This window comes from Streptomyces sp. NPDC016309 (assembly GCF_043077235.1).
Taxonomy (GTDB): domain Bacteria; phylum Actinomycetota; class Actinomycetes; order Streptomycetales; family Streptomycetaceae; genus Streptomyces.
This window is the reverse complement of sequence record NZ_JBIBSG010000005.1, coordinates 322,296-337,671: the sequence shown is the minus strand read 5'-3', so window position 1 is coordinate 337,671 and position 15,376 is coordinate 322,296. Positions and strand designations below refer to the sequence as shown.

Annotated in this window: 16 protein-coding genes; 9 read left to right on the top strand and 7 right to left on the bottom strand. The window is 72.8% G+C overall.

What is annotated here, in order from left to right; all coding sequences use genetic code 11:
- The first annotated feature begins 4 nt into the window (after positions 1-4).
- From ACF068_RS15175 to ACF068_RS15135, 9 genes are all read left to right on the top strand, one after another.
- On the top strand, positions 5-1,255 hold the full coding sequence (locus tag ACF068_RS15175; RefSeq protein ID WP_392274688.1) for a cytochrome P450: 1,251 nt from the start codon (positions 5-7) through the stop codon (positions 1,253-1,255).
- On the top strand, positions 1,252-2,226 hold the full coding sequence (locus ACF068_RS15170; protein ID WP_392274687.1) for a 3-oxoacyl-ACP synthase: 975 nt from the start codon (positions 1,252-1,254) through the stop codon (positions 2,224-2,226). The genes ACF068_RS15175 and ACF068_RS15170 overlap by 4 nt, the downstream gene beginning before the upstream one ends.
- A gap of 46 nt (positions 2,227-2,272) precedes the next feature.
- A complete protein-coding gene (locus tag ACF068_RS15165) occupies positions 2,273-3,433 on the top strand; it encodes an acyl-CoA dehydrogenase family protein (protein WP_392274686.1) in 1,161 nt (386 codons plus the stop codon).
- Positions 3,434-3,448: 15 nt separating this feature from the next.
- Complete coding sequence (locus ACF068_RS15160; protein WP_392274685.1) at positions 3,449-4,660, top strand: hypothetical protein; 1,212 nt, start codon at positions 3,449-3,451, stop codon at positions 4,658-4,660.
- A 2-nt stretch (positions 4,661-4,662) separates the two neighbouring features.
- The gene (locus ACF068_RS15155; RefSeq protein ID WP_392274684.1) at positions 4,663-5,559 is read left to right on the top strand and encodes a 3-hydroxyacyl-CoA dehydrogenase family protein; all 897 of its coding nucleotides are present in this window, start codon (positions 4,663-4,665) and stop codon (positions 5,557-5,559) included.
- Positions 5,559-5,810, top strand: a complete 252-nt coding sequence (locus ACF068_RS15150) for an acyl carrier protein (RefSeq protein WP_392274683.1) — start codon at positions 5,559-5,561, stop codon at positions 5,808-5,810. The genes ACF068_RS15155 and ACF068_RS15150 overlap by 1 nt, the downstream gene beginning before the upstream one ends.
- Positions 5,811-5,920: 110 nt before the next feature.
- Positions 5,921-6,139, top strand: coding sequence for an MbtH family protein (locus ACF068_RS15145; RefSeq protein WP_392274682.1), 219 nt, complete (start codon positions 5,921-5,923; stop codon positions 6,137-6,139).
- Between the two features lie 25 nt (positions 6,140-6,164).
- Entirely contained in the window at positions 6,165-7,103 is a 939-nt protein-coding gene (locus tag ACF068_RS15140) for an ATP-binding cassette domain-containing protein (RefSeq protein WP_392274681.1), read from the top strand.
- 34 nt (positions 7,104-7,137) lie between these two features.
- Positions 7,138-7,980: an ArsR/SmtB family transcription factor gene (locus ACF068_RS15135; RefSeq protein WP_392274680.1), complete on the top strand. Its 843-nt coding sequence runs from the start codon at positions 7,138-7,140 to the stop codon at positions 7,978-7,980.
- A gap of 323 nt (positions 7,981-8,303) precedes the next feature.
- Here ACF068_RS15135 and ACF068_RS15130 read toward each other — a convergent pair whose 3' ends face one another.
- The 7 genes from ACF068_RS15130 to ACF068_RS15100 form a co-directional block, all read right to left on the bottom strand.
- Positions 8,304-8,870 (bottom strand): flavin reductase family protein, encoded by a 567-nt coding sequence (locus tag ACF068_RS15130; RefSeq protein WP_392274679.1) that lies wholly within the window; start codon positions 8,868-8,870, stop codon positions 8,304-8,306.
- A 71-nt stretch (positions 8,871-8,941) separates the two neighbouring features.
- Positions 8,942-10,495: a tryptophan halogenase family protein gene (locus ACF068_RS15125; protein WP_392274678.1), complete on the bottom strand. Its 1,554-nt coding sequence runs from the start codon at positions 10,493-10,495 to the stop codon at positions 8,942-8,944.
- Positions 10,496-10,644: 149 nt separating this feature from the next.
- Complete coding sequence (locus ACF068_RS15120) at positions 10,645-13,188, bottom strand: ABC transporter permease (protein ID WP_392274677.1); 2,544 nt, start codon at positions 13,186-13,188, stop codon at positions 10,645-10,647.
- Positions 13,185-13,982 carry an ABC transporter ATP-binding protein gene (locus ACF068_RS15115; protein WP_392274676.1) on the bottom strand — a complete coding sequence of 266 codons (798 nt, stop codon included), beginning with the start codon at positions 13,980-13,982 and terminating at the stop codon, positions 13,185-13,187. The genes ACF068_RS15120 and ACF068_RS15115 overlap by 4 nt, the downstream gene beginning before the upstream one ends.
- A complete protein-coding gene (locus ACF068_RS15110; RefSeq protein ID WP_392274675.1) occupies positions 13,954-14,739 on the bottom strand; it encodes a sensor domain-containing protein in 786 nt (261 codons plus the stop codon). The genes ACF068_RS15115 and ACF068_RS15110 overlap by 29 nt, the downstream gene beginning before the upstream one ends.
- Positions 14,736-14,969, bottom strand: coding sequence for a hypothetical protein (locus tag ACF068_RS15105; RefSeq protein WP_392274674.1), 234 nt, complete (start codon positions 14,967-14,969; stop codon positions 14,736-14,738). The genes ACF068_RS15110 and ACF068_RS15105 overlap by 4 nt, the downstream gene beginning before the upstream one ends.
- Positions 14,970-14,992: 23 nt before the next feature.
- On the bottom strand, positions 14,993-15,328 hold the full coding sequence (locus ACF068_RS15100; protein WP_392274673.1) for an ArsR/SmtB family transcription factor: 336 nt from the start codon (positions 15,326-15,328) through the stop codon (positions 14,993-14,995).
- Positions 15,329-15,376: the final 48 nt, after the last annotated feature.

Sequence of the window (15,376 nt, the reverse complement as noted above, 5' to 3'; positions counted from 1 at the left end):
GCACATGACCCCCCGACCACAGCGGACCGTGGACGACCTGGACTCGGTGGACCTCACCGACCCGCAGACCTTCCTGGACGTGGACCTGCCGGACATGTGGCGCAGGTTCCGCACCGAGCGGCCGGTCTTCCGGCACCGGCCCACCGAACGCGGCCCCGGCTTCTGGGTGATCTCCACCTACGAGGACGTGGTGACGCTCTACCGCGACAACAAGCGGTTCACCTCCGAGCGGGGCAACGTCCTGGCGACCCTGCTCCAGGGGGAGGACTCCGCCTCGCGGAAGATGCTCGCCGTCACCGACGGCGCCCGGCACCGCGAGATCCGCAACCTGATGCTGAAGTCCTTCTCGCCCCGGGTGCTGGAGCCCGTGGTGGCGGGCGTGCACCGGCGCACCGGGGAACTGGTCGCCGAGGCCGTCGAGCGGGGCGATCTGGACTTCGTCACGGATGTGGCCGACCACATCCCCATCAACACCATCGGCGACCTCATGGACGTGCCCCAGGAGGACCGCGAGCAGCTCGTGGCCTGGAACACCCAGACGCTCTCCCGGCACAGCGCCGACGACAGCGAGATGGAGGAGCTGCTGGCCCGCAACGAGATCCTGCTGTACTTCTCCGACCTCGCCGCCCGCCGCCGCCGGCACCCGGGCGACGACGTGATCAGCGCGCTGGCGACGGCCACCGTCGACGGCGAGCCGCTGAGCGAGGACGAGATCGTCTTCAACTGCTACAGCCTGATCCTGGGCGGTGACGAGTCCAGCCGGATGTCGTCGGCCGGCGGGCTGATCGCCCTGGCGGAACACCCCGCACAGTGGGAGGCGCTGAAGTCGGGCGCGGTGGGCGTGGACAGCGCCACCGAGGAGGTGCTGCGCTGGACCACCCCCGCCATGCACTTCGGGCGCCGCGCCCTGGTGGACGTACCGCTGCGCGACCGGATCATCGAGGCGGGCGACGTGGTCAGCCTCTGGAACAGCTCGGCCAACTTCGACGAGTCGGTGTTCCCCGACCCGTTCGTCTTCGACCTGGCGCGGACCCCGAACAAGCACGTGGCCTTCGGGCACGGCCCGCACTTCTGCCTGGGTGCCTTCCTCGGCCGCGTCCATGTGAACGCGATGCTGGAGGCGCTGCGCACCCGGGTGGCCGGTGTCCGGCTGGCGGGTCCGCCCCAGCGGCTGTTCTCCAACTTCGTCAACGGCTACAGCGGACTGCCGGTCGCCCTGACGGCCGAGCGGGCACCGGAGGGGAGCGCCGTATGAGCGGCGGTACGGACATCGGCATCGGCGCCATCCACTGCGTGCTGCCCGACACCCGGGTGGCGGTGGAGGACCTCCCCGAGTTCGCGATGCTGGACTCCGCCTCGGCGGACTTCGCGCGGACCAGCGGGGTGCGGACCGTCGGGGTGTTCGAGGAGACCGAGCAGGCGCCGCTCGCCGCCCGGGCCTGCCGGGAGTTGTACGAGGAGCACCCCGGCGAGCCGGACACCCTGCTGCTGGTGGCGCCGCGGGCACCGGACGTGCTGCTGGGGTCGGACGTGGGCCGGGTGCAGAGCGAGGCGAAGCTCGGTGCGGCGTTCCCGTTCACCGTCGAGGGGCTGGGCTGCACCGGCTCCAGTACCGCCTGGGCCCTGGCACGGGACCTGCTGCTGGCCGACCCGGGCCGCGAGCAGGTCGTCATCGCGCACGCCAGCAGGCCCACGGGCGTCGACCGGATCCGCCCCCCGGTGACGGTCGTCGGCGACGGGGCGTACGCCATGACCATGGTCCGCGGCGGCCGGCCGGTGCTGCGGGCCCACCGCCAGCAGGCCGACGGCTCCTTCCACGACCTGTTCCGCGTGGACTACAAGGAGACGCCCTGGTACGAGTGGCGCGAGGTGTGCCAGGACCCGTCGCGCTACCGCTTCCAGCTCGCCACGCTCAGCTCCCGCAGGCTCGGCGCGATGGTGGAGCAGGTCCTGGCCGACGCCGGGGTGGGCCGGGACCGGGTCAGGGCCACGCTGATGCAGAACGTCACCGCCGCCGCCTTCGACTTCTACACCACCCTGATCGGCCTGCCGATCCACCCCGTCTGCGGCGAGCACCTCACCGCGCACGGCCACCTGGGGCCAGCCGACGTGGTGCTGAACCTCGACGCCCTGCTGGCGAGCGGCGAGCTGGACGAGGGCGACCTGGTGCTCGTGCTCAACAACAGCCCGGTGGCCGCCTGGGCGGTGACGTTGTGGGAGGTATGAGCCCCGCACCGCCCCGGACCGCGCCCCACGACCACGGAGAAGACTGATGGATTTCGCACCCACGCCGGACCAACGGGCGCTGCGCGAGCGGGTCGTCCGGTTCGCCCGCGACACCCTGGGCGCCCAGGTGGCGGAGCACGACCGCAACGCCACCTTCGACGAGAGCGGCTGGAAGGCGTGCGCCGACTTCGGCGTCCTCGGCTGGCCGATCGCGAAGGAGTACGGCGGCGGCGGCCTCGACCCGCTCACCGCGATCATGGCCTACGAGGCGCTCGGCGAGGGCTGTGTCGACAACGGCCTGGTCTTCGCGATCAACAACCACCTCTTCGCGTGCGCCGTCTACATCGCCGACCACGGCACCGAGGAGCAGCGCCGCCGCTGGCTGCCGGCCCTCTGCGACGGGTCGCTGGTCGGCGCGCACGCCCTGTCCGAGCCGGAGACCGGCTCCGACATGCTCTCGCTGACCACCACGGCGGTCCGCGACGGTGACGGCTACGTGCTGACCGGGACGAAGAAGTTCATCAGCAACGGCCCCCGCGCCGACCTGTTCGTGGTGTTCGCCCGCACCGGCGGGGACGACGTCGCCCCGCAGCGTTCCCTGTCCGCCTTCGTCGTGCCCGCCACCACCCCGGGGCTGACCGCCCGGGACATCCCCAAGGCGGGCCTGCGCGGCACCCTGATGGGCGAGATCACCTTCGACGGCTGCGTGGTCGGCGAGGACCAGCGGCTGGGCGCCGAGGGCGCGGGCTACCAGTTGTTCACCTCCACCATGGAGTGGGAACGCGGCTTCATGTTCGCCAGCCAGGTCGGCGTGATGAGCCGCCTCACCGACCGCTGTGTCGCGTACGCCGCGGGACGCCGCCAGTTCGGCCGGCCGATCGGCGCGTTCCAGTCCGTGTCGCACCGGATCGCCGACATGCGGGTCCGGCTGGAGCTGGCCCGGCTGATGCTCTACAAGGTGGGCTGGCTGCGCGCCGAGGGCCGGCTGGCGATGCAGGAGGCCTCGATGCTGAAGCTGTACGTCAGCGAGGCGCTGAAGACCACCGCGCTGGACGCCATGCAGATCCACGGCGCCCGCGGCTACACCGAGGAGCTCGGCATCGAGCGGGAGGTGCGGGACGTGCTCGCGGGCACGATCTACGGCGGCACCTCCGACATCCAGCGGTCCATCATCGCCGGCCTCATGGGCCTGCCGACCGCCGCGTAGGGACGAGAGGCCGACATGCACTCCTACCGACTCACCCTCGACGAACCGGTCTCGGGGGCCCACCGCGACGAGCTGAACCGGCGCGTCTACTACCTGTCCGAGGCCATCACCGGCTTCCGGCTGGTCCCCGGCGACGGCGACGCGGTCGCCGCCGTCGAGGTGACCACCGACGCTCCGGCCGACGCCGAGGCGCTCGGCAAGAAGCTGCGGCACGTCGTCGACACGGAGGTGCGCCCCCAACTGGCCACCCCGCCCAAGGTGCTGTGGCGCTCCGCCTCGGCCCGCACCCCGCGCGCCGACGCCTTCGCCGGGCTGCTGGCGGACGGCGTGGTGCACGAGATCGGGCCCGGCCAGGTGGCGCTCGGCTCCCCGGCGCTGGACGCGCTGGAGGCGCTGGACGGCCTGCTGCGCGCCCTGGTGCACGAGGAGTTCGGGGCCCGCGAGTACCGCTATCCGACGCTGCTGCCGGTCACCGCGCTGCACCGCAGCGGTTACCTCTCGTCCTTCCCGCAGCACATGATGTTCGCCGCCCGGCTCGACGGCGACGTCGACACCTACCGGGCCTTCGCGGAGGAGGTCGGGGCGCGGGACACCATCGGCGACCGGGTGCTGCACCGCTGCGCGCCGGTGGACCGCTGCCTCCCGCCCACGATGTGCTACCACACCTTCGACCAGTTCGCCGGGGGCACGCTGCCCCGGGAGAACACGGTGGTGACCGCCCGGGGCGGCTCCTTCCGGCACGAGGCCCGCTACCACCGCACCCTGGAGCGGCTGTCGGACTTCACCATCCGGGAGACGGTCTTCCTGGGCACGGCCGAGTTCGTCCGCGAGGCCCGCGACCGGTTCCGCCGGCGCGCCACCGAGCTGGTCGAGGAGCTCGACCTGGCCGGCCGGTGCGAGGTGGCGAGCGACCCGTTCTTCGCCGGGGCGGCGACCGCGGCGCAGGTGTCCTCGCAGCGGCTGCTGGAGCTCAAGCACGAGCTCCACCTGGACGTGGGCCCCGGGGACAGCATCTCGGTCGGCTCGTTCAACCTGCACGAGAAGCACTTCGGCGACGCCTTCGGCATCAAGGGACCCGACGGCACGACGGTGCACTCCGCCTGCGTCGGCTTCGGGCTGGAGCGGTTCACGTACGCCGTGCTCTGCCAGTACGGCTGGGACGTCGCCGACTGGCCGGCCCCGCTTGCCGAGCGGTGCCGCACCACACCACAACCGGGCAAGGAATAGCGATGACTGAAACCAGCCAGATCCGGCGCGTGGCCGTCCTCGGCGCCGGCACCATGGGCATCGGCGGCGCCCACGCCTTCGCGGCGGCGGGACTGTCGGTGGTGCTCGTGGACACCACGGACGCCGCCCTGGACCGGGCCCGCGGCCTGATAGCGGAGAACGCCCGGCTGTACGCCCTGATCAACCGCGAGCTGGGGAAGAGCACGCCCGACGAGGTGCTCTCCCGGATCGACTTCCGCACCGGTCTCGACGGGCTCGCCGACGCGGACTTCGTCGTGGAGAACGTGACGGAGAACTGGGACATCAAGGAGGCGCTGTACCGGGAGATGGACGCGGTGGCGCCCGAGCACTGCGTGTTCGGGGTGAACACCTCCGCCATCCCCATCACCCGGATGGCGTCGGTCACCGGCCGCGCGGACCGGGTGGTCGGCACCCACCTGATGAACCCGGTGCCGCTGAAGAAGCTCGTCGAGGTGATCCGGGGCTTCCACACCTCCCCGGAGACGATCGAGCGCACCCGCGGGCTGTTCCGTGCCATCGGGCAGGACATCGTCGTGGTCGAGGACTCCTCGGGCTTCGTCACCAACCGGGTCGCCATGCTCAGCGTCAACGAGGCGATCCTGCTGCTCCAGGACAACGTGGCCGAGGCCGGCGACATCGACCGGCTGTTCCGGCAGTGCCTCGGTCACCAGATGGGCCCGCTGGAGACCGCGGACCTGATCGGCCTGGACACCGTCATGTACTCGCTGGAAGTCCTTCTGGACAACTTCAACGACCCCAAGTTCGCCCCCGCGCCGCTGCTGCGCAAGCTGGTCGCCGCGGGCTGCCACGGCCGCAAGAGCGGCCGCGGTTTCTACTCGTACGAGCCGGTCAACACCGGGAACAGGGCAGGTGCCTGATGACTGACGACATCCTCACCACCGTGCGCGCCTTCATCGGCGAGCACGTGCGGGACACCGAACTCGTCGACGACCACGACATCTTCGCGACCGGCAGCGTCAGCTCGCTGTTCGCCGTGCAGCTCGTGATGTGGGTCGAGCGGACCTTCGGCATCACGGTCCACCCCTCGGACCTCGACATCGAGAACTTCCGCACGGTGGACCACGTCGTGCGGTTCGTGGAGTCCCGCCGGGCGGCCGCCCCGGCCTGACGCGCGGTCTCAGGACACGGTCAGTGCCGTGTCAGCGGGCCCCGGCACGATGGTCGTACCGGGGCCCGCCCGGGCCCTTCCTCGAACCCCACCGATTCGGAGAGCGCGACGTGACGAACCCCTTCGACGACCAGGACGGCACGTTCCTCGTACTCGTCAACGACGAGGGCCAGCACAGCCTGTGGCCCGCCTTCGCCGCCGTGCCCGACGGATGGACGGTGTCGCTGGGCGAGAGCACCCGGGATGCGGCCCTGGCGCACGTGGAGGAGCACTGGACCGACATGCGGCCCAGGAGCGTCCGCGAGCCCGCCGCCGGCCTCGGTGCCTGACCCGGCCGCGCGGGTGCGGGCAGACGTGGAGACCGCGATACGGGCCGAGGGCCTGCGCAAGCGCTTCAAGGACCACCAGGCCCTCGCCGGCGTCGACCTCACCGTGCGGGCCGGCACGGTCCTCGGGCTGCTCGGCCCGAACGGCGCGGGCAAGACGACCACCGTACGGGTGCTGAGCACCCTGCTCGCGCCCGACGGCGGCCATGCCGAGGTGGCCGGATTCGACGTGGTCCGCCGGCCCGCGGAGGTCCGCCGCCGGATCGGCCTGGCCGGCCAGTACGCGGCCGTGGACGGGCTGCTCACCGGCCGCGAGAACCTCACCCTCATCGGTGCGCTGCTGCACCTCGGCCGGCGCGGCGCCCGCGACCGCGCCGAGCGGCTGCTGGACCGGTTCGGCCTGGACGCCGCCGGCGACCGGCCCGTCCGGACGTACTCCGGCGGTATGCGCCGCCGGCTGGACCTGGCGGCCTGCCTGGTCGCCTCGCCCTCGGTGCTCTTCCTCGACGAACCCACCACGGGACTCGACCCGGTGAGCCGGATGTCCCTGTGGGACGCCGTGCGCGACCTGGTGGCCGACGGCGTGACCGTGCTGCTCACCACCCAGTACCTGGAGGAGGCCGACTTCCTCGCCGACCGCATCGCCGTCGTCGACGCCGGGCGGGTCATCGCCGAGGGGACCCCGGACGAGCTGAAGCGCTCGGTGGGGCCGGACCGGCTGGAGGTCAGGGTGGCGGAGCGGGACACGGTCGCCGACGCCGTCGAGGCGCTGCGGACCGGTACGCCCGAGGACCTCGCGGTGGACCGCGACGAGGGCGTCATCACCCTGCCGCTCGGGGAGGGAATGGGCAGTATCGCCGCCGCCGCGACGGCGCTGGAAAAGGCGGGCGTGACCGTCGTGGACTTCGCCGTCCGCCGGCCCACGCTCGACGACGCCTTCGCCCGGCTCACCGGTCACGCGCGCTGAACACGCCTTTGCCGGGCACAACACGGGGGAATTCATGCAGAGAATTCATTTCACGACGGCCGATCTCGCCCGCATACGACTCCAGCCCACCGCCGGTCCGGAAATAGAGGGCGGACTGGCCCGCGACCTGTTCTCCCGCGGCGTCGACCATGTGTACGCGCGGTGGCGTCACCAGGTCTATACGAAACTGCGCGCCAGGAGACCGGCCCGCCAGCCGGTGTCCGCCCTGTCCCCCGCCGATTTCTGGCGGGACGCGGTGGCACCGTACTGGAACCGGGTACTGGCCCATTACGAGGCCGAGTGCGACGCCCGCGGCCGGATGGTGATGGCGGGCGGGGTCGAGCAGTTGCTGGCCGGCCTGGGCCGCCGGGCCGTCTGGAACGGCCAGGTGCTGGAGCTCCAGGACGGCCCGGACGGCGACGTGCGGCTCGGCGGCAAGGGCCTGGTGCTCAGCCCGTCGGTGTTCCTCGCCCAGCGGTCGGCCCGGCTCTTCCGGGGTGACGGGCAGCGCGGCCAGGCCGTGCTGGTCTTCGCCGCGCCGCCGAGCGCGGAACAGTCCGCCGTCCTGTGGGACGACACCACCGTCCCCTCCCAGGCCCTGGCCGCGCTGGTCGGCCAGACCCGGGCGGCCGCGCTGCGGGAGCTGCGGGCCTCGTGCACCACCAGCCAGCTCGCCGACCGGCTCGGCGTCTCCGCGCCCTGCGCCAGCCAGCACGCCTCCGTGCTGCGCGAGTCGGGGCTGATCACCACCCGGCGGGTGCGCAACACCGTGCTGCATTCGGTGACCCCGCTCGGCATGGCCCTGCTGGACGGCAGGACGGCCGTACCCACGAGGGCCCTCGGCGCGGGACGCGTCCCGTCCGCGGCCGTGGCCTGACCCACCGCCGCCCACCGGCCACCGGCGGTCAACCGGCCGCCCGCACACCTCCCACCGCACACGCGGCACCCACCGCCCGCGCCGCCCGTCGGCCGGTCGCCCGCGGCCCGCGCGCCGCCCGCCCGGTCCCGGGCACCCGCCCGCCGGTGTCCGCCGCCGGCCCCCACCGCCTGGCCACGCCGGGGAGCCCGAGTGCCCACGCACCCGGGCTCCCCGGCGTCGTCGTCCGCCCCGGTGTGCGGGGCCGCCTGACGTGTCCCGCGCCGCCGGCCGCGCCGCGGGGTCCCGGCGCCACGACGGCGTCCGGGGCCGTGCCCGGGCCGTCACCGGGCCGTGGCCGCCGCGCCGACCGGCCACACCCGGTACTCCCGCCCGCCGTAGACCAGCGGCTGCCGGTCCGGGAAGGGGGTGACGCGCAGGACGCGGCCGAAGACCACCAGGTGGTCCCCGCTGCGGTGCTCGTCGCTGACCACGCAGTCCGCGATGGCGTGCGCGTCGTGGAAGAGGTGCGGGCCGGCCGCGTACGGGTCTGCGGTGTCGTGTTCCCAGCGCACCCGGTCGAACCGGTCGGGCGCGCCCGACGCGAAGAGCTCGGCGACCGGCCGTGCGGCCCCGTGGAGCAGGTTCACCGCGAACCGGCCGGTGGTCAGCACCGAGCGCAGGGTGGGGCTGCCGCTCCGGAGGCAGACCAGCAGCATGGGCGGGTCCAGCGAGACGCTGCACACGGACGAGATGGTCATCCCGCGCGGGGTGCCGTCGTCGTCGGCGGTGGTGAGGACGGCGACCCCGGTGGGGAAGCCGCTCATCATGGCGCGCTGGCCGTCGGCGACGGCCGCCGGCTGCGGGGCGGCCGGCGGCGCGGGTTCGTTGAGTGGAATGGTCTCGGTCACGGGGTGACGCTCCCTGGGGCGGCGGACGCGGCGCCGCGGCGGCCGGTCCGGCCGCCGCGGCGCCTGCGGGGTCAGCGGCGCATGTGCGTGAAGTACTCGTACTGCGTGGGGAGTTCGCCGATGAGGGCTTGCGCCCGCTCGTGCACCCCCTGGAACTCGCGCTGCGCCGCGCTGTCGTCGGCGAGGGAGAGCGCGGGGGACGGCTTGAGCTCGATGCCGCCCATGCCCAGCAGGATGCACTGGTACGAGTACGGCGGCAGCCCGTGGTAGTACGGGAAGACCGACTCGCTGTCCGGGAGCTGGTACTTCCAGTGCTCGATCCGCTCGGCCAGCCCGTCGGGCAGCTCGCGGGTCTTGGTGTCCTTCCAGTACTGGGTGTCGTTGCGCCCGGCGGCGGCGTAGTGCAGCGCGAGGAACTCCCGGACGCCGTCCAGGACGTTGCCGACGGCGCTGTTGTAGCTGTCGCGGTGGACCGGGTTCCAGTCCGCGCCGGGGAAGTTCTTGACGAGCTGCTCGGCCGCGTGGTGGATGAAGAAGATGCCGGTGGACTCCAGCGGCTCGACGAAGCCGCTGGTCAGGCCGATGCCCACGCAGTTGTTGACCCAGGAGCGCCGGCTGCGGCCGATGCGCATCTTGATGTGGTTGGCCTCGGCCTCGGCGGCGCTCGGGCCGACGAACTTGCGCAGGGTGGCCTCGGCCTCGTCGGCGGACAGGTAGTCACTGGCGTACACGTACCCGGTGCCGATGCGGCCGTAGAGCGGGATGGTCCAGATCCAGCCGGCGTCCTGCGCGGTGGCGGTGGTGCAGGGGCGGATGCCCCGCGCCTCCATGTCCTGGGGCACCTGGAGGGCGACCGCGCTGTCGTTGGGCAAATGCTTCTGGAAGGAGATGAAGGGCTCCTCCAGGGCCTTGTTGAGCAGGACGCCGCGGAAGCCGGTGCAGTCGATGAACAGGTCACCGGTCAGCTCGCCGTGCTCGGCGGTGACGACGCTGCTGATCCAGCCGCGCTCGTCGAGCCTGACGTCCTTGACGTCGTCGACGATGTGCTTCGCGCCGCGCTGGACCGTGTAGTCGGTGAGGTACTTCGCCAGCAGCGCGGCCTCGAAGTGGTAGGCGTACGGGAACTGCGTCTTGCCCTGGTGCTCCGACATCGTCAGGCCCTGGGGCTCGTCGGAGTTGTCGCCGTACGGCTGCGACAGCATGGCGCCGCCGAGGTGGCGCGGGCTGCGCTCGGCGTCACAGATGTTCGCCATCACGAAGCAGTCCGAGTCGAACCGGTCGGTGCGGCCGTTCTTGAGCCACCAGTCCGTCAGCGGGAAGCCGTCGACCGACCGCATCTGCTCGAACGGGTGGTAGAAGTGGTGGCCGGGCTTGCGCCAGTTCTCGAAGCGGACCGCGAGCTTGTACGTGGCGTTGCACGCCGGCATCCAGTCCGATTCCTTGAGTCCGAGGAACTCGAAGAAGTGGCGGATGTCGCTGAACGTGGCTTCACCGACGCCGATGGTGCCGACCTTTCCGGATTCGACGAGGGTGATGTCGACCCGGTCCCCGAATGCCGCCTTCAGGTAGGACGCGGTCATCCAGCCGGCCGTACCCCCGCCCACGATCACGACTCTATTCAGCATCGAAAAACTCCAATTCCACGATGAGGTTGTTTCCGATGGGCTGCAACGCCATAACAGTGAGACTAAGTTTGAAAAGGCATCGCCCACCACGTTGTTAAGTGGTGGGCGAAATACCCAGGTGGCCGGGGGTGGTCCGGCAGGCGGCCGGTTCAGTCGCGGCTGCCGATGGCGGCGGACGGCCGGGTGCGCAGCGCCATGCGGGCGGTCAGCAGGGTCGTGCCGACCGTCAGGACCAGCGCGGAGGCCACGACGGCGAGCAGGATCGACGGCGGTCCGGCGGGCAGGGAACGGGCCAGCACGGCCCGGCTGAGCGGTACCAGCGTCGCGACCGCGACCAGCAGCCCGAGACCGAGGCCGGCCAGCGCGGTCAGCAGTGCCTCCACGGTCATCATCCGCATGACCTGGCCGCGGGTGGCGCCGACGAGCCGTTGCAGGGTGAACTCCCGGCGCCGCTCGCCGGTGGCCATGACCAGCGAGTTGACCAGGGCGATGACCGCGTACCCGACGACCATGCCGACGAGCAGGTACGCGACCCAGGTCTGGGTGTCGTTCTGCTCGGCCGAGGCGGTGACCAGGTCCGCCCGGTCGACCGCGCGCAGCCCGGGGGCCGGTGCGTCCGGGCCGGTGAGCGCGGCGGCCAGCCGGGCGGGGTCGGTGCCGGGGGCGGCCGTGACGAGGATCTGCGGCACCACGCCCCCGGTGGTGTGCGCGGCGACCACGGCGGCGGGCATCAGCGCCGAGCCGTACCCGCGCCGGTCGCCGACCGTCGCCACCAGGCGGGGTTCGACCCTGGTGCCGTCGCCCAGGCGCATCGGGATCCGGTCGCCGATGCGGTGGCCGTCGGCGGCGGATTCGGGCAGGGCGACGGTGTCGCCGGCGAGGTCGGCGAGGCTGCCGCCGACCACCCGGATCGCGGTGGTGCGTGCGATGCCCGCGGCGGAGACGCCGGTGATCTGGACGGGGTCGCCCTTCGGCTTGCGGCCCTTTCCGTCGTACGCCTCCATCTCGGCCTTGGACGGGTCGAGGAAGCCGGAGCTCGGTACGTAGGCGGAGGCGGCCGCCACACCGGGAGTCCGGCCGATGCCGTCGACCAGGGAGGCGGGCATGCCGCCGGCCGCGCCGGTGAGCACCAGGTCGGCCCGGAGGTTGTCCTCGAACGCCTGCTGGGCGCCCTGGTTCTGCGTGGTCTGGAGGTAGATCAGGGCGGTGGCCATGCCGGTGGCGAGCATGACCGGCATGACGGCTCCGGCGAGCCTGGCCGCGCCGGCCTTGGCGTTGAGCAGGGCCAGTTGCCCGGAGAAACCGGAGACGGCGCGCAGCGGCCAGTGCAGCAGGGCCGTCATGACCCGGGTGAGCGTGGGGCCCAGGAGGCCGAAGCCGGCGGCCCACAGCATCGCGGCGGGGGTGGCGGTGCTGCCCGCGACGGCGCCGTCGACGTTCATGGTGACGAAGGCGAGGGTGGTGCCGCCGGCCAGGCACAGCACGGCGAACAGGAGCCGGATCCAGTTGAGGCGGCGGCGCTGGAGGGACGCCTCGGCCAGCGCCTCGGTCGGGCGGGTGCGGGCGGCGGCGCGGGCGGCGATCCAGGCGGCGCCGAGCGCGGTGAGCAGCGCGGCGCCGGCGCCCGCGGCCTGCGGGATCCAGCCGGTCCGGTGGATCATCACGTCGGGCACCACCCCGGCGGCGGCGAACCGGCCCAGCAGCCACTCCCCCAGGCGCGGTCCGGGGACGCAGGCCAGCGCGGTGGCGACGACGGCGACGGTGAACGTCTCGGCCAGCACCATGCGCCGGACCTGTCCGGGTGTCGAGCCGATGGCGCGCAGCAGCGCCATCTGCCGCTGCCGCTGCTGGAGCGACAGGCCGAGGGTGCTGGCCACCACGAACACGGTGACCATGGCGGCCAGGCCGCCGAACACGGCCGCCATGGACACCAGGTTCTTGCCCTTGGTGACGACCTCGGGGAATTCGGCGCGGCCCCGCTCGTCGCCGGTGAGCACGGTGACCGGGGCGTCCGCGAAGGCGTCGGCGAGCGCGTCCCGTACCCGGGCGGTGTCGGCGCCGGGGCGGGTGAGGATGCCGATGGAGTCGATCCTGCCGGGCTGCGGGGCGTGCCGGGCCGCGTCGGGGGTGGAGAGGAAGAGCGTGTCGGCGGCGCCCGGTCCGCTCAGCAGACCGGTGACCCGGTAGGGGGCGGTGGTACCGCGCAGACCGAGGGTGACCCGGTCGCCCGCCTTCGCCCCGGCCCGCGCGGCGAGCCGGGCGTCCAGGGCGACTTCGCCCGCGGCGCGCGGGGCGGCGCCCTCGACCAGCCGGTACGGTCCGAGCCGGGCGGCTTCCCAGCCGTGGCCGGTGGCGGGGACGCCGCCCTTTCCGCCGGCGGGGACGACGACGGCGGCGAGGGAGACGTCCGGTACGGCCGCCTCGACGCCGGGTACGGCCGCGGCCTCGGCGACGGCGGCGGCGTCGAGCCGGACCCGCTCGCGGAAGACCTTGTTGGACTCGGGGTAGCGCTGGTCTCCGGTGAGGACGATGGGCGCGCCCCGGAGCCGCTGCGGCTCGGCGAGGCCGCGTAATCCGGTCTCCAGCAGGCCGCCGCAGGCGATCACGATGGCGGCGCCGAAGAACAGCGCGACGAACGAGGCGACGAAGCCGCCCTTGTGGAACTTCAGGGAACGCAGCGCGAGGCCGATCACCGGGCCGCTCCGTACTGTCCGTCGTGTGCCGCGCGCTCGTCGGCCCAGGCGCCGAGGGTGGTCATGCGCTCGGCGACCATGTCGGCGGTCGGGCGCTCCAGCGCGTCGACGATCCGGCCGTCGGCGAGGAAGAGGGTGCGGTCGGCGTGGGCGGCGGCCACCGGGTCGTGGGTGACCATGACGATGGTCTGCCCGGCCCACTGGACGGCTTCGCGCAGCAGGCCGAGGACCTCCCGGGCGGTACGGGTGTCCAGGGCGCCGGTCGGTTCGTCGCCGAAGACCACGGCGGGGCGGGTGACGAGCGCGCGGGCGATGGCCACCCGCTGCTGCTGGCCGCCGGAGAGCTCACCGGGCCGGTGCTTCTGCCGGGAGGCGAGGCCGACGCGCTCGATGACCTCGTCGACCTCGCTGGACTTGGGGCGGCGGCCGGCGAGCCGCAGGGGCAGGGTGACGTTCTCCCGTACGTTCAGCGCGGGCATCAGGTTGAACGCCTGGAAGACGAACCCGACGCGTTCGCGGCGGAGTTTGGTCAGCTCCCGCTCCTTGAGCCCGGACAGTTCCACCCCGTCCAGCCGGACGGAGCCGCTCGTGGGCCGGTCGAGCCCGGCGGCGCAGTGGAGGAAGGTGCTCTTGCCGGAGCCGGAGGGGCCCATCACCGCGGTGAAGCTGCCGCGCCGCAGGCTGATGCTCACTCCGTCGAGTGCGGCCACCTTGTTCTTGCCGCCGCCGTAGAGCTTGTACACGGAGTCCAGGTGGACGACGGCGTCAGCCGGCCCGTCCGGTGTGCGGTTCATGGGCTTCCCTCTTGTCGGTCGGTTCGGTGGGAGTGCGGGTGGGCCGGCCGCCGGCCACGACGGAGAGCGGGCCCGGGCGGTCGAGCACGCTCTTGACGTGCGCCAGCGGGTCGGCGGGCGGCCGGAGCACCACCCGGGCCACGGTGAGGTGGAGCCGGGCGGCCCCCACCAGGAGCCGGGCGGCGAAGGGCAGCAGGACGAGGGCGGCGAGCGCGACGGCCAGTGACCCGGGCAGCGTGTGGGCCCAGCCGAGCGGGCCGTCCGCGCCGAAGGGGCCGCGGGGGGCGTCCACCGCGGGGTACCAGAGCGGCAGCACGAGGCCGCCGAGCGCCACCAGCCAGACGGCCAGGGCGGACAGGTCCAGCACCAGCAGGGGCGGGAAGAGGAGGACGAGGTAGGCGCAGTCGCGGGCGAACGCCGGGTCGGTGCACCGGATCCTGAGGTGGGCGGGCAGTCCGGGTTCGGTGACCTCGTGGTAGCGGTACGGGATCGGCCGGTCGACGAGTGCCGCCCGGCCCCGCTCGACCTGGGCGCAGGCCCTGACGACCCACACCGTGCCGATGATCAGGGGCACGGTCACCGTGAGCTGGCTCAGGACGACGCCGCTGAGGACGGCGGCCGTCGCGACGGCGAACAGGGCGGTGCCGGTGACGACGTAACTGGCGAGGTAGCCGGCGGCGAGCCAGGGGGCGGCCGACAGCGGGGTGCGGGCCAGGGAGGACGGCGGGCGCAGCCGCCCGGGGTGCAGCCGGCTCACTCGATGCTCCGCAGCATGTCGTCGATCGAGCTCAACCGGGCTTTGACTTCGGCCAGTTCGGCCTGTAACGCGTCCTGCCGGGCGACCGCCTCCTCGGCGAGCCGCCGGTACGCGGCCATGGCGACCGCGTCGGCGCGGTGGCGCTGGAGTCTGAAGTGCGAGACCACCGCCGCCGTGATGCCTCCGACGACGATCAGGACGATGGCGATGGTGACAACGGCGCCGGTCATGTCCGGGTCCCCCTCATAACGTTCTAGCCTTCCTCATCGGCGGACCCGTCCGCCGCGCGTGCCCGCTGTTCGTCCGCGCCGAGGGCGTCCAGGACCGTCTGCACGGTGAGGTGCAGCTCGAACGGCACCAGCTCGAAGTACTTCAGAGCCTTGCCGTCGTCGGACAGTTCCAGGTGGCCGACGACCAGGCCGGCCTTCTCCAGGCGCTCCAGGTGCATGTACAGCAGGGGGCGGGACATGCCCAGTTGCCGGGCCAGTTCACTGACGTACATACGGCCGTCGGCGAGGCCCGCTATCGCCCGGAGCCGCTGGGCGTGACCCACGGCGGAGAGGACGGCGAGAAGTTCCTCACTGGTCACCCCGCCACCTCCAGCGAACCGGACTTCATGTGTAAGTCAAAGCTTTCA

Excerpts from the sequence above, each read along its gene's own strand:
- ACF068_RS15175 (WP_392274688.1), top strand. The coding sequence starts at position 5 with ATGACCCCCCGACCACAGCGGACCGTGGACGACCTGGACTCGGTGGAC.
- ACF068_RS15170 (WP_392274687.1), top strand. The coding sequence starts at position 1,252 with ATGAGCGGCGGTACGGACATCGGCATCGGCGCCATCCACTGCGTGCTG.
- ACF068_RS15165 (WP_392274686.1), top strand. The coding sequence starts at position 2,273 with ATGGATTTCGCACCCACGCCGGACCAACGGGCGCTGCGCGAGCGGGTC.
- ACF068_RS15160 (WP_392274685.1), top strand. The coding sequence starts at position 3,449 with ATGCACTCCTACCGACTCACCCTCGACGAACCGGTCTCGGGGGCCCAC.
- ACF068_RS15155 (WP_392274684.1), top strand. The coding sequence starts at position 4,663 with ATGACTGAAACCAGCCAGATCCGGCGCGTGGCCGTCCTCGGCGCCGGC.
- ACF068_RS15150 (WP_392274683.1), top strand. The coding sequence starts at position 5,559 with ATGACTGACGACATCCTCACCACCGTGCGCGCCTTCATCGGCGAGCAC.
- ACF068_RS15135 (WP_392274680.1), top strand. The coding sequence starts at position 7,138 with ATGCAGAGAATTCATTTCACGACGGCCGATCTCGCCCGCATACGACTC.
- ACF068_RS15125 (WP_392274678.1), bottom strand. The coding sequence starts at position 10,495 with ATGCTGAATAGAGTCGTGATCGTGGGCGGGGGTACGGCCGGCTGGATG.
- ACF068_RS15115 (WP_392274676.1), bottom strand. The coding sequence starts at position 13,982 with ATGAACCGCACACCGGACGGGCCGGCTGACGCCGTCGTCCACCTGGAC.
- ACF068_RS15105 (WP_392274674.1), bottom strand. The coding sequence starts at position 14,969 with ATGACCGGCGCCGTTGTCACCATCGCCATCGTCCTGATCGTCGTCGGA.